This window comes from Nocardia sp. NPDC127526 (assembly GCF_042672265.1).
GTDB lineage: Bacteria > Actinomycetota > Actinomycetes > Mycobacteriales > Mycobacteriaceae > Nocardia.
Genome location: NZ_JBHXVO010000002.1, coordinates 105,737 through 118,259 on the forward strand (window position 1 = coordinate 105,737; position 12,523 = coordinate 118,259).

Below are 12,523 nucleotides of genomic sequence, written 5' to 3' on the forward strand. Positions count from 1 at the left end.
TTCTTATCGCAAGGGGCCGAAGAACTTCCGCAGATCCCCCGCCAGCAGCTCCGGGGCCTCCATGGCCGGGAAGTGCTGGCCGCGTTCGAATTCGGTCCAATGCGCCCCGGCCGGGGCGGGAACGATCCGGCGCACGGTCTCGTCCGCGCCGAAGACCGCGTACCCCTCCGGAACCTGGACCGGCGAACCCCAATCATGGGAGTGGGCCTGCTCGTAGAGGGTGTGCGCCGCGCCGACCCCGGAGCCGGTGAACCAGTACAGGCTCACGGTGGTCAGCATCTGATCCCGATCGATCGGCAGATCGGTCCACCGCTCGAAACTCTCCGCGATCCACGCCAACTGGAAGATCGGCGAATCGGCCAGGCCGTATCCGATGTTCTGCGGACGGCTGTTCTGAATGGCGAGATAGCCCGCGCCGTCCGTCCGGAATTCCTCCATGCGCGCCAGGATCAGCTTGTCCACCGGATCATTGGCGTCCAAGCGGTCGGCCATCCCGGGAATGAAGGTGGCGGTCGCCGCCGCGGTCATGGGATCGGTCACCACGTGCACACCGAGCACGTGCTCACCGTCGAGACCGGCCACCGCACCGGACACTCCCGCGCCGACGTCACCGGCGTGCAGGCCGTAGCGCTGGTAGCCGAGCCGGCTCATCAATTCGATCCACGCCCGCGCCGTGCGCGACATGGTCCAGCCGGTGGCCGAGAGCGGGCTCGACAGGGTGTAGCCGGGCAGCGAGGGCGCGACGACGTGGAAGGCCGGGCCCTCGGCCGGGTTCACCAGCAGGTCGATCAGGGTGGTGAATTCCGCGACCGAGCTGGGATAGCCGTGCGTGATCAACAGCGGCGTCGCGTCCTCGCGGTCGGAGCGCACGTGCAGGAAATGGATGCGCTGCCCGTCGATCTCGGTGGTGAACTGCGGAAAGGCATTGAGCTCGGCTTCCTGTGCCCGCCAATCGAATCCGGTCCGCCAGTACTCGGCGAGCTCCCGCAGGTGATCGAGGGGAACCCCGCGTTCCCACCCGATGCCGGGCAGCGTGCCGGCCCAGCGCGCGTGCGCGAGCCGCTCGTGCAGGTAATCGATCTCGGACTGCGGGATGTCCAGGCGGAAGGGGTGAATCTCAGTGTTCATCAAGAGGACTCCGTTCGATCAGGGCTATCGAATCACGTGTTGTTCGTGCTGTCAGGAAAACTCTACGAAGCAATGCGGACAGTTTCGTTCCTAATTCGAGCTGTGTGCCGAAATGGCAAAAACGGTTGTGCCACCACGGAACGCACAGCATGGTGGACACCGTGACCGGCATAGAGAAGGCGCAGCAGTCGCTGTGGAACGGCACCGGCGGCCAGAACTGGGTGACGGCGCAGGAACTGCTCGACCGCATGTACCGGCCGTTCGAACCGATCCTCACCGACGCCGTCGCCCCCGGCGCGCGGATCCTCGATGTCGGCTGCGGTTCCGGCGCCACCACCGTGGCCGCCGCGCGGCGGACCGGCGAGCCGGAGCAGTGTGTCGGCGTGGACATCTCCGAGCCCATGATCGCCGCCGCCCGGGAGCGCGCCGGCCGGCAGGGCCTGGCGGTGCAGTTCCTGCGGGCCGACGCCGCCACCTACGCCTTCCAGCCCGCCTCCTTCGATGCGATCATCTCCCGCTTCGGCGTCATGTTCTTCGACGATCCGACCGCCGCGTTCACCAACCTGCGCACTGCCGCCCGCGACGGCGGCATACTGCGCTGCATCGTCTGGCGCGGTCCCGAGGACAACCCGTTCATGACCACGGCCGAGCGCGCCGTCGCGCATCTGCTGCCGGATCTGCCGCCGCGAATCCCCGACGCCCCCGGCCAGTTCGGCTTCGCCGATCCGGATCATGTGCGGCCCGTTCTCGGCGACAGCGGCTGGACCGGCATCGATATCGCGCCCCTGGACATGCCGTGCGCCATGCCCGCATCCCAGCTGCCGCGCTACCTGTCCCTGCTCGGCCCGGTCGGCCGCGCCCTCACCGTCGCGGCCGAGGCCACCCGCGCGCGGGTGCTCGAGACCCTCGTCCCCGCCTTCCGCGGCTATGTGCACGGTGACGAGGTCCGCTACACCGCCGCCTGCTGGCTGATCAACGCACACGCGGCCTGACTCCGGGGCGGCGCGGGCGGTTCACTAGGCTCTGGCACCTATGGCCCTCAGCGCAACCCTGCACCACTTCGTCGTTCACCTCGCCGATGTCGATCGCGGCGTCTACGAGGAACTGGAGTTGCGGGTCGCGCGCCACCCGTCGGAGACCGTCGAGTTCATGCTCACCCGGGTGCTGGCCTACTGCCTGGAATACGAGGAGGGCATCACCTTCAGCGAGGGCGGGGTCTCCTCCACCGACGAACCGGCGGTGCTGGTGCGCGATCTCACCGGTCGCATCACCGCCTGGATCGAGATCGGCGCGCCGGATGCCGATCGCGTGCATCGCGGCAGCAAGCTCGCCGACCGCGCCGCCGTCTACACCCACCGCGATCCGGTCAAGGTCGCGGCGCAGTTGTCCGGCAAGCGGATTCATCGCGCCGAGACGATTCCGCTCTACAGCTTCGACCGCGCGTTCATCGATGCGGCGGCCGCGCTGATCGATCGCCGCAATACCGTCACCGTGTCGGTCACCGAAGGCGAACTGTTCCTGGAGATCAACGGCACCAGCCTGAGCACCAGCGTCGAGCAGCAGCTGCTCGGCTGACCGGGTCAGAGCTCGTCGTCCGGATGCAGCAGCCGTTGCGGTCCCGCACCGTGGGCGGCGAGGGTATCGCTGGGATTGAGCACGTAGCAGCGCCGCAGCGACAGGCAGCCGCAGCCGATGCAGCCGGTCAGCTCGCGCTGCAATTGCTCGATTTCCCGTCTCCGCGCCTCGAGGTGATCGCTCCAGCGTTTGGCGATGCGATCCCAGTCGCGTTTGCTCGGCATGCGTTCCTCCGGCAGTCCGTCGAACGCCTCCGCCACCTCGGCGAGCGGGATGCCCAGGCGTTTGGCGAACAGCACCAGCGACAGCCGCCGCAGCACATGACGCGGGTAGCGGCGCTGGTTGCCGGAGGTGCGGACCGAGCTGATCAGGCCCTGCTCCTCGTAGAAGCGGACCGCCGAGGTCGCGACGCCCGCGCGCTGGGCGAGCTCGCCGATGGTGAGCAGATCGGTGGGTGCGGCCATGAATTTCCCTCTTGACTTCAAGTTCGCTTGAAGTTCTAGCGTAGCGCGAGTGACTGCAACCTCCTCGAATGCCGCAGCCAGAGCGGAGAATACGAACGACGACAGCGCATCGGAGTCGGCTGTCGAAGGCACCGGACGGTGGTCGGAGCTGTTCGCCGGACGGTATCTGGCCGGCGTGCTCATCCTCGCGGGCGGTGTGGCGCTGTATGCGATGAACCTCTACTTCACCGCCGCGCTCATGCCCTCGATCGTCGAGGACATCGGTGGCGATCGGTACTACGCGTGGGTGGCGACCGGGTTCCTGATGGCAGCGGTGATCGCCTCCATGCTGGTCAGCCGCGTCCTCGCCGCCGCCGGTGCGGCGGCCGCGTATCTGCTGGGCTTTCTGGTGTTCGCCGCCGGCGCCGCGATCAACGCGCTGAGCCCGACCATGGAGGCGCTGGTGGCGGGACGCGTGGTGCAGGGCTTCGGCGGCGGTCTGCTCGCCGGGCTCGGGTATGCGGTCATCAGAACCGCGCTGCCGAGCCATCTCTGGGGCCGCGCGGCCGGGCTGGTCTCGGCGATGTGGGGTGTGGGCACCCTCGTCGGGCCCGCGCTCGGTGGCGTCTTCGCCGAACTGGGGGCCTGGCGGTGGGCCTATGCGCTGTTGCTCGCGGTGGCGCTGGTGCTGGCCGTCCTCACCCGGAAAGCCTTGCCGCGCAACGCACAACCGGCCGGCGAGCACAGCCCTGTCCCGGTGGCGCCGCTGGTGCTGCTGACACTGGCGGCGAGTGCGTTCAGCCTGAGTTCGACGGTGTCCCCCGGCGGGCCGACCGCGGTCGCCCTCGGTGTGGGCGCGCTGCTGCTCGGGGCCTTCGTCCTGGTCGAGGCGAAGGGGTCGGTGAGCGTGCTGCCCCGGCTCACCTACACGCGCGGCACCTCGCTCAAATGGATCTACCTCACCGTCGCGGCCCTGTGCGCGGGCGTGATGACCGAGAACTTCATCCCCCTGTTCGGGCAGAAACTCGGCGGCCTCTCACCGCTGGTGGCGGGCCTGCTGGGTGCGGCGCTCTCGGTCGGATGGGTTGTGGCGCAGGTCTTCAGCGTCGATCTCGCCGCCACCGCCGCGCGCCGCGCCATCCGCATCGCCCCGCTCATGCTCACCGGCGGCCTGATCGCCTACGGCCTGCTGCAAACCGACAATGCCGCGGCCGCTGTCGTGATCGTCTGGGCGGGTGCGCTGTTCATCGCGGGCCTGGGCATCGGCCTGGCCTTCCCGCATCTGAGCGTCGCCGCGATGAGCAGCACCGACGACCAGGCCGAAGGCGCGAAAGCCGCTGCCGCCCTGAACACCACGCAGTTGATCGCCTACGCCGTGACCTCGGCCATCGCGGGCACGCTCATCCGCCTCGGTGACGCGTCGCTGGTCGATTCCGCCCGCCTGATGACCTTCGGCATCGCCGTGCTCACCGCGCTGGGGACGGCGACCGCGCTCTTCGCGACCCGCCGCCCCCGCGGCGAACGGTGAAGGTCACGGGGTGGCGGGCACGATGGGCGGAACATAGTCGAAGGTCATGCCCAGCAGCCACACCAGCAGCAGGACCACCGGCAGATGGAACAGGAACTGCAGGAACGTGAATCCGACGAGGTCGCGGGCGCGCAGCCGCAGCACCGCCAGCAGCGGCAGCATGAAGAACGGGTTGATCAGGTTCGGCAACGCCTCGGCCACATTGTAGATCTGCACCGTCCAGCCGAGATTCATCCCGACGTCGGTCGAGGCCTGCATGACATACGGGGCCTCGACCAGCCACTTGCCGCCGCCGGACGGGATGAAGATGCCCAGCACCACCGTGTAGAGGGCGATGACGACGGCGAAGGCGCCCCCACCGCCGATATTGGTGAAGAACTCCGCCAGGTGATGGGAAACAGTCTGCCCGCCACGGCCTTTCGCTTTGGTGAGGATCGCGGCCATGGCGGCGTACAGCGGGAACTGTACGAGAATGCCGGCCGTGGCGGGCACGGCGAGCGAGACCGCCTGCAGGAACTTGCGCGGCGTCCCGTGCAGCACCAAACCGAGCATGAGGAACACCAGCAGATAGCCATTGAGGCTGCTGACCACGGTGAGCACCGGTTTGGCGGCGAGCTGGGAAATCAACCAGCCCAAGGTCAATACTCCCGCCAGGATCGGCAGGATGCGGCTGTACTCGAGCCACTCACCCGGGCGCGAACGCGGCGCCACCTCCGCGGGCTGGTCGTCCAGATCGACGGCCAGGTCCTGCGCGGTCTTGATCGCCGCGCCCTTCGGCGCCGAGAAGTGCGCGATCAGCACGGTGATCGCCATGATGATCGCGCACGTCAGCAGCGACTGCCAGGTGAAGATGGTGGTCCCGAAGTCGAGCACGCCGGTGATCTTCAACAACGCCGGCGGCAACGAGGCGGCGGTGGCCTGCAATTGCGCGGCCGAGGACGAAATGCCCAGCGCCCACACCGCACCCAATCCCATGAACGCCGCCGCGCCCAGCGCCCGATAGTCCACCCGCAGATCGGCCCGCCGGGCAATGGCCCGCGCCAGCAGCCCGCCGCACACCAGGCTGAGTCCCCAATTCAGGAACGAGATCGACATCGAAAGGAACGCAACGAAACTCACCGCCCCCGCGGCACTGCGCGGCAGCATGGCCAGCCGCTCGATCAACCGGGCCACGGGCGGCGAGGTGGCGATGACGTATCCGGTGAGCACCACCATCGCCATCTGCAAGGTGAACGCCGTCAGATCCCAGAACCCGTCACCGAACGCATTCGCCACCGTCCGCGGCGACGACCCGTTCGCGAGCGCGGCGACCGCCACCAGCACAACACCCGCCAGCGCGACGACATACGCGTCGGGAAACCACTTCTCCGTCCACCCGGCAAGCGACTGCGCGACCCGCGCCAGCCCCTTCTCCGATGTGGTCGCCTCGTTCCGGTCGGGGCTGGTGTCTGCGCTGGCGGACGTCATACCGGCGTTCCTCTTCTCTCTCTCGCACCCGGGCCCGCCCGACGCATGTGACGCGCCACACAAGGCCCGGTCGCCGAGTATCGAGTCCCCACTCGTGCGCAGACAAGAGAGAAAAATGCACGGATCCTGTGCGAATTCGCAGAAACCGCCGGTGAAGTGGACCTATGCCCCATTCGCCCGAATGGCGTGCTGCGTTCCGGCCTCCGGTCCGCCGCGGACCGGGCCTGCGACTGCTCGAGCAGCGAAGTCCATCGACAACCTGCGCGACCGCTCCCCCTCCCCTCGAAACCCCACGTCCTCGACGCCGACCGGATCATCGTCCGCAATTCCACCGCCGCCCCGAACGAAGCGGCCGGGCGGGCCGTGATGGCGAGCAATACCCCCGAGAAGACCGGCAGGTGAGCCTACTCTAACTTAGACGTGCCTTGCCTAAGCGGGGCTCGTAGGAATGAGTCTGGAGTGCCCATGCGTGCTGTTCGTATCCCCACCGCCGTCGCCGCGATCGCGGCGGTCGCCGCCGTCGCGGGGTGCACCGCGAAGACCGACGGAGCGGGCGACTCCCAGACCATTGCGGTGACAGCCACCGACAGCTCGTGTGAGGTGTCGAAGCAGGAGGTTCCCGCCGGGCACATCACGCTGGCCGTGGAGAACAAGGGTGACAAGGTCACCGAGGTCTACCTGCTCTACCCCGACGACCGCATCGTGACCGAACGGGAGAACATCGGCCCCGGCACGAAGGCCGAGATCACGGCCGAGGTCACCGCCGGTGAGTACGTCATCGCCTGCAAGCCGGGCATGAAGGGTGACGGGATTCGGCAGCAGGTGCGGGCCACCGGCGATGGTGCGCCGGCGCAGCGCGATCCGCGCTTGGATGCCGCGGTGGCGGCCTATCGCGGGTACGTGCAGCAGCAGGCCGATGAGACCCTGCCGTTGGTGCAGACCTTCGTCGCCGCCATCGAGAAGGGCGATATCGCCGCGGCCCGGCAGGCGTACGCGCCGTCACGCATCGGCTGGGAGCGGACCGAGCCGGTCGCGGAGTCCTTCGGCGATATCGACCCGAAGGTCGATGTGCGTGAGGACGGGTTGGAGGAAGGCCAGGAGTGGACCGGCTGGCATCGCCTGGAGAAGGCGCTGTGGCAGGACAACAAGATCGGTCAGGAGGAGCAGGACCTGGCTCGCCGCTTGGTCACCGATCTGCAGGACTGGCAGCAGCGGGTCGGAACCGCCGAGATCACCCCGACGGGGATGGCCAATGGCGCCAAGGAGCTGCTCGACGAGGTCGCCACGGGCAAGGTGACCGGTGAGGAAGAGCGCTACAGCCACACCGACCTGGTCGACTTCCACGCCAATGTCGAGGGCGCGCAGAAGTCCTATGAACTGCTGAAGCCGGTTGTGGCCGAGAGTGATCCGGCGCTGGTGACCGAGCTAGACAAGCAGTTCGCGGCGCTGTACGCGCTGCTGGCGGTCCACCGCGCGGGCGACGGCTTCGTCTCCTACGACAAGGTCGGCGACGCCGACCGCAAGACGCTCTCGGACGGGGTCAACGCGCTGGCGGAGCCGCTGTCCAAGCTTGCCGCCGCCGTCGTGAAGTAGGTCCTGCGATGGCGACCGAACAGAACTCTTCCGCCAAGCCGTCACGCCGTTCCGTGCTGGGCTGGGGTGGGGCCGGGCTGCTGCTCGGCGCCGCCGCGGCCGGTGGCGGCGCGGCGGTGATCCGCAGCGATGCGCGACCCGTCGCGACCATGGGCGCCGCGGTGCCGTTCTACGGCGAGCATCAGGCCGGTATCGCCACGCCCGTCCAGGATCGGCTGCACTTCGCCGCCTTCGATGTGACGACCGATTCGCGTGACGCGCTGATAACGCTGCTGAAGGAATGGACCGCAGCCGCAGCGGCCATGACCGAGGGCAAGCCGGTGGGCGCGGGCGCGATCGGCGGGATTCCCGAGGCGCCGCCGGATGACACCGGTGAGGCCTTCGGGCTCGAGCCGTCCCGTCTCACCATCACCATCGGCTTCGGCCGCTCACTCTTCGACAAGGACGGCCGCGACCGTTTCGGGTTGCGGAATCAGTTGCCCGAGGCCTTGATCGAGCTGCCGAAGTTCCCCGGCGACAATCTCGACCCGAATCGCAGCGGCGGTGATCTGTGCGTCCAGGCGTGCGCCGACGACCCGCAGGTCGCCGTGCACGCCATTCGCAATCTCGCGCGCATCGGGTTCGGCAAGGTCGCGGTGCGCTGGTCCCAGCTCGGCTTCGGCAAGACCTCCTCGACCACGCCCGAGGAGCAGACGCCGCGAAACATGATGGGGTTCAAGGACGGCACCCGCAATATCGCGGGCACCGACACCGAGGCCCTCGATCAGCACGTGTGGGTGCCCGAGCAGAACGCGCACACCTGGCTGTCCGGCGGCAGCTACCTCGTGACCCGGCGCATCCAGATGCGGATCGAGACCTGGGACCGCACCTCGCTCAAGGAGCAGGAGGACATCTTCGGCCGCACCAAGGGCGAAGGCAATGCCTACGGCAAACAGCGCGAGCACGACGAGCCGGATCTGCAACTGCTGCCCGCGGTTTCGCATGTGCGCCTCGCGCACCCCGACACCAATGGCGGTGCCCGCATGCTGCGTCGCGGCTACTCCTTCACCGACGGCACCGACGGTCTCGGGCGCCTGGACGCCGGCCTGTTCTTCATCGCCTACCAGAGCGATGTGCGCACCGGCTTCGTCCCGGTGCAGCAGAGCCTGGCCCGCAGCGACGAACTCAACGAGTACATCCAGCATGTCGGCTCCGGGGTGTTCGCCGTCCCGACCGGCGTCCGCGGCCCCGGCGACTGGTGGGGCCGCGCACTGTTCGAGGGGACGGCTTCCTAGATGTTCGCCAACTTCCTGATCGGCCTGCGCGAGGGTCTCGAGGCCGCCCTCGTCGTCTGCATCCTCGTCGCATACCTGGTCAAGGTCGATCGCCGAGACGCGTTGCGCCCCATCTGGATCGGTATCGGCGCGGCCGTCGCCCTGAGCCTCACCTTCGGCGCCGTCCTCGAATACGGCTCCCAGCAGCTGACCTTCGAGGCCCAGGAACTCCTCGGCGGCGGCCTGTCCATCATCGCCGTCGGCCTGGTGACCTGGATGATCTTCTGGATGCGCCGCACCGCAAGGCATCTCAAGACCGAACTGCACGGCCGCCTCGACCAGGCCCTCGCCATCGGCACCGGCGCACTCGTGCTCACCGCCTTCCTCGCCGTCGGCCGCGAGGGCCTGGAAACCGCCCTCTTCCTGTGGCGGGCGGTCAAATCCACGGGCGACGGCTCGACCCAGCCGCTGATCGGCGTCCTCCTCGGCCTCACCACCGCCGTGGCCATGGGCTGGCTCTTCTACCGCGGCGCCCTGCGCATCAACCTCGCCCGCTTCTTCACCTGGACAGGCGGCCTCCTGGTAGTCGTCGCCGCCGGCGTGCTCGCCTACGGCATCCACGACCTCCAGGAAGCCCGCGTCCTCCCCGGCCTCGCCAACAAGGCGTTCGACATCAGCTCCACCATCCCGCCGGACACCTGGTACGCCACCCTCCTCAAGGGCACCCTCAACTTCCAGCCCAACCCCACCGTCCTGCAGATCGCGGTCTGGCTGCTCTACCTCGTCCCCACCCTCATCCTGTTCCTCCGGCCCCAGCGCACCCCCGCACCCGCGGTCGCCCGCACCGAGTCCGGTGCTGCAAAACAGGTGCGGCGCGACTAGCACAGTGTGTCCGGGCGGTTACTGCCCGATTACCGCCCCTGGATACCGTGGGTGGCGAAATGCAGTGCGCCACAGCTTTTTCAGGGGATGCCATGACGAAGCCAGCTACGCCGGAGACGGTACCGACGACGGTAGGATTACCCGGGGCGATTGCCGCTCGGGCGGCCGGGCAGCCGGATGCGGTGGCCCTGGTCTGCGAGGGGCGGAAGACCACCTTCGACAGTCTCTATCAGGTGTCCTGCCGGGTCGCCAATGCGCTGCTGGCCGCGGGGCTGGCGCCGGGGGCGCGGATCGGGTATCTCGGTCGGGACAGTGAGCGGCTGTATGAGCTGCTGATCGCGGCCGCGGATGTCGGGGTGGTGCTGGTGCCGGTGAACTGGCGGCTCACGGGGAGCGAGATCGCTTATATTCTGGGCGATTCCGGGTGCCGGCTGTTGTTCGTGGATGCGGCCGACGAAGGGGTTGCCGAGCAGGCGGTGCAGCAGCTCGACCAGCGTGTCGAACTGGTGCGGCTGGATGCCGGTGGGGTCGCGGGGGCGGGATTCGCCGCGTGGTATGCGCCGTACGCCAATCAGCGGCCGGACGCCGAGGGCGATCGGCAGCGGGCGCTGTTGCAGATGTACACCAGTGGCACGACGGGTAATCCGAAGGGCGTGGTCATTCCGCAGCAGAGCCTGTTCGCGGTGCGCGAGGTGCGGGACAGCTCGGATATGCCGTGGCTCGAGGTGCCGCCGGAGGATCGGTGCCTGGTTCTCATTCCCGGCTTCCACATCGCTGGATTGGCTTGGGCGGTGCAGGGTCTGCTCGATGGCGTCACCACCGTCGTGCTGCCCGAGTACACGCCGGGCGCCGCCCTCGAAGCCATGCGCACGCAGGGCGTCACCGCCGTCTGCGGGGTGCCGGTCATGCTGTTGCTGGTGCTGGCCGAACCGGGTGTCACCCCGGCGGATTTCGCGGGTCTGCGGCAGGTCGCCTACGGCGGCTCTCCCATGCCCGAACAGATGCTCGCACTGTGCATGTCGCTCTACGGGTGCGAGTTCCTGCAGTTCTACGGGATGACCGAGACGGCCACCCCGATCACGTTCCTGCCGCCCGCGGACCACACCCCCGGCAATCCGCGCCTGCGTTCGGCCGGCGCGCCCTATGCGGGATCGGAGATCATGATCCTGGACAAGGCGGGAAATGCGTTGCCGCCCGGCGAGATAGGCGAGGTCGTGGTGCGCGGGCCGGCGATGATGCTCGAGTACTTCCACAATGCGGACGCCACCGCCGACACCCTGATCGACGGCTGGCTGCACACCGGTGACGCGGGCCGCTTGGACGCCGACGGCTATCTGTACATCTGCGACCGGATCAAGGACATGATCATCGTGGCCGGTGAGAACGTCTACCCGGCCGAGGTCGAGAACGCCCTGGTCGCCCATCCCGCGGTCCGCGAGGCCGCCGTGGTCGGCGCGCCCGATGAGCGGTGGGGCGAGCGCGTGCACGCCTTCGTCGCCTTCCATCCCGGGCAGTCGGCCACTCCGCACGAACTGCTGATGTCGCTGCGCGACAAGCTGCCTTCGTTCAAACTCCCCCAGCAGATCGATATTCTCGATGCCGTCCCCCGCAATGCCAGCGGCAAGATTCTGCGCCGCCGCCTGCGGGAACCGTTCTGGCAGGGCCGCGACCGCGCGGTGAACTGAACCCAGGGGTGCGGGGCCCAGGGGTCCCGCCATCCGTCCAGGGGTGCCCCTCGTAGGGGTACTGTCCGGCGAATCCGTGTTCCACCATCGATGCGATCGTGAACGGACGAACCGGAAGGCGGCGCCATGGAATTCCGTGTTCTCGGCGCACTGGATATCCGATCCGGCGGGAGCAGGCTCGATCTCGGCGGGCTGACCCGCCGGGCCGTGCTCGGCTATCTGCTGCTGCACGACAATCAGGCGGTGGCCGCGAGCCGGATCCAGACCGCGCTGTGGCCGGATCGCCCGCCGCCCACGGCGCGCAAGATCGTGCAGAATGCGGTGTCGGCCATCCGAAAGACCCTCGCCCACGGCGATTCCGAGCTCGAGCGCGCGGTCCTGCTGACCGAGAATCCGGGCTACCGGCTGCGCGTGGACCCGAATGCGGTGGATCTCAACCGTTTTCGCCGCCTCGCCGAGCAGGGCCGCACCGCCGTGCAGGCCGGGGCGGCCGAACCGGGCCGGGAGCGGCTGCGGGCGGCGGTCGGCATGTGGTCCGGGACCGCGCTGGCCGATCTGGTGGAGGCCGGGATCGACTGGAGCGAGCTCACCGCCCTCGAGGACGAACGGCTCAATGTGCACGAGGACTGCCTGGAGGCGGAGCTGGCGGTCGGACGGCATCGGGAGATCACCCCGGAGCTGGAGATGCTCACGGCCACAGCGCCATTGCGGGAGGGCTTCCACCGGCAGTACATGCTGGCGCTATACCGGTCGGGCCGCCAGGCGGAGGCGCTACGGGTCTATCACCGCTCCCGTGCGGTGCTGGTCGAGCACCTCGGTATCGAGCCCGGCCGGGAGCTGCGGCTGCTGCACCGGCTCATCCTCGCCCAGGATTCCTGCCTGCAGTCGAGGCAATTCCGCCCGACAGCATGAGGCGGTCCCGCCCACGGCGTGAGGCGGTTCCGCCCAACGGCGTGAGCTGGTGCGCCG

Annotated in this window: 11 protein-coding genes; 8 read left to right on the top strand and 3 right to left on the bottom strand. The window is 68.6% G+C overall.

The window, feature by feature from the left end; genetic code table 11:
- Window positions 1-3 precede the first annotated feature (3 nt).
- Window positions 4-1,128, bottom strand: coding sequence for an epoxide hydrolase family protein (locus tag ACFVIV_RS03620; RefSeq protein ID WP_379193216.1), 1,125 nt, complete (start codon window positions 1,126-1,128; stop codon window positions 4-6).
- Between the two features lie 149 nt (window positions 1,129-1,277).
- Here ACFVIV_RS03620 and ACFVIV_RS03625 point away from each other — a divergent pair, with 149 nt between their 5' ends.
- On the top strand, window positions 1,278-2,120 hold the full coding sequence (locus ACFVIV_RS03625; protein ID WP_379193217.1) for a class I SAM-dependent methyltransferase: 843 nt from the start codon (window positions 1,278-1,280) through the stop codon (window positions 2,118-2,120).
- A 40-nt stretch (window positions 2,121-2,160) separates the two neighbouring features.
- Window positions 2,161-2,703 (top strand): YaeQ family protein, encoded by a 543-nt coding sequence (locus ACFVIV_RS03630; RefSeq protein WP_379193218.1) that lies wholly within the window; start codon window positions 2,161-2,163, stop codon window positions 2,701-2,703.
- Between the two features lie 5 nt (window positions 2,704-2,708).
- Here the strand turns inward: ACFVIV_RS03630 and soxR are convergent, their stop codons facing one another.
- Entirely contained in the window at window positions 2,709-3,167 is a 459-nt protein-coding gene (gene soxR / locus ACFVIV_RS03635) for a redox-sensitive transcriptional activator SoxR (RefSeq protein ID WP_379193219.1), read from the bottom strand.
- 49 nt (window positions 3,168-3,216) lie between these two features.
- Here soxR and ACFVIV_RS03640 point away from each other — a divergent pair, with 49 nt between their 5' ends.
- Window positions 3,217-4,674, top strand: coding sequence for an MFS transporter (locus ACFVIV_RS03640; RefSeq protein WP_379193220.1), 1,458 nt, complete (start codon window positions 3,217-3,219; stop codon window positions 4,672-4,674).
- 3 nt (window positions 4,675-4,677) lie between these two features.
- Here the strand turns inward: ACFVIV_RS03640 and ACFVIV_RS03645 are convergent, their stop codons facing one another.
- Window positions 4,678-6,141: a short-chain fatty acid transporter gene (locus ACFVIV_RS03645; RefSeq protein ID WP_379193221.1), complete on the bottom strand. Its 1,464-nt coding sequence runs from the start codon at window positions 6,139-6,141 to the stop codon at window positions 4,678-4,680.
- 465 nt (window positions 6,142-6,606) lie between these two features.
- On the opposite strand from ACFVIV_RS03645, the gene efeO reads away from it, so the two are divergent.
- From efeO to ACFVIV_RS03670, 5 genes are all read left to right on the top strand, one after another.
- Window positions 6,607-7,734, top strand: coding sequence for an iron uptake system protein EfeO (gene efeO, locus ACFVIV_RS03650; RefSeq protein WP_379193222.1), 1,128 nt, complete (start codon window positions 6,607-6,609; stop codon window positions 7,732-7,734).
- Window positions 7,735-7,742: 8 nt separating this feature from the next.
- The gene (gene efeB, locus ACFVIV_RS03655; RefSeq protein WP_379193223.1) at window positions 7,743-9,008 is read left to right on the top strand and encodes an iron uptake transporter deferrochelatase/peroxidase subunit; all 1,266 of its coding nucleotides are present in this window, start codon (window positions 7,743-7,745) and stop codon (window positions 9,006-9,008) included.
- Window positions 9,009-9,869, top strand: coding sequence for an iron uptake transporter permease EfeU (gene efeU / locus ACFVIV_RS03660; protein ID WP_379193224.1), 861 nt, complete (start codon window positions 9,009-9,011; stop codon window positions 9,867-9,869).
- A gap of 92 nt (window positions 9,870-9,961) precedes the next feature.
- The gene (locus ACFVIV_RS03665) at window positions 9,962-11,554 is read left to right on the top strand and encodes a long-chain-fatty-acid--CoA ligase (protein WP_379193225.1); all 1,593 of its coding nucleotides are present in this window, start codon (window positions 9,962-9,964) and stop codon (window positions 11,552-11,554) included.
- Between the two features lie 126 nt (window positions 11,555-11,680).
- Complete coding sequence (locus ACFVIV_RS03670) at window positions 11,681-12,466, top strand: BTAD domain-containing putative transcriptional regulator (RefSeq protein ID WP_379193226.1); 786 nt, start codon at window positions 11,681-11,683, stop codon at window positions 12,464-12,466.
- The last annotated feature ends 57 nt before the right edge of the window (window positions 12,467-12,523 follow it).

What these genes read in the sequence shown, in the direction of transcription:
- ACFVIV_RS03620 (WP_379193216.1), bottom strand. Translation starts at nt 1,128, where the DNA reads ATGAACACTGAGATTCACCCCTTCCGCCTGGACATCCCGCAGTCCGAG.
- ACFVIV_RS03625 (WP_379193217.1), top strand. Translation starts at nt 1,278, where the DNA reads ATGGTGGACACCGTGACCGGCATAGAGAAGGCGCAGCAGTCGCTGTGG.
- ACFVIV_RS03630 (WP_379193218.1), top strand. Translation starts at nt 2,161, where the DNA reads ATGGCCCTCAGCGCAACCCTGCACCACTTCGTCGTTCACCTCGCCGAT.
- soxR (WP_379193219.1), bottom strand. Translation starts at nt 3,167, where the DNA reads ATGGCCGCACCCACCGATCTGCTCACCATCGGCGAGCTCGCCCAGCGC.
- ACFVIV_RS03645 (WP_379193221.1), bottom strand. Translation starts at nt 6,141, where the DNA reads ATGACGTCCGCCAGCGCAGACACCAGCCCCGACCGGAACGAGGCGACC.
- efeO (WP_379193222.1), top strand. Translation starts at nt 6,607, where the DNA reads ATGCGTGCTGTTCGTATCCCCACCGCCGTCGCCGCGATCGCGGCGGTC.
- efeB (WP_379193223.1), top strand. Translation starts at nt 7,743, where the DNA reads ATGGCGACCGAACAGAACTCTTCCGCCAAGCCGTCACGCCGTTCCGTG.
- efeU (WP_379193224.1), top strand. Translation starts at nt 9,009, where the DNA reads ATGTTCGCCAACTTCCTGATCGGCCTGCGCGAGGGTCTCGAGGCCGCC.
- ACFVIV_RS03665 (WP_379193225.1), top strand. Translation starts at nt 9,962, where the DNA reads ATGACGAAGCCAGCTACGCCGGAGACGGTACCGACGACGGTAGGATTA.
- ACFVIV_RS03670 (WP_379193226.1), top strand. Translation starts at nt 11,681, where the DNA reads ATGGAATTCCGTGTTCTCGGCGCACTGGATATCCGATCCGGCGGGAGC.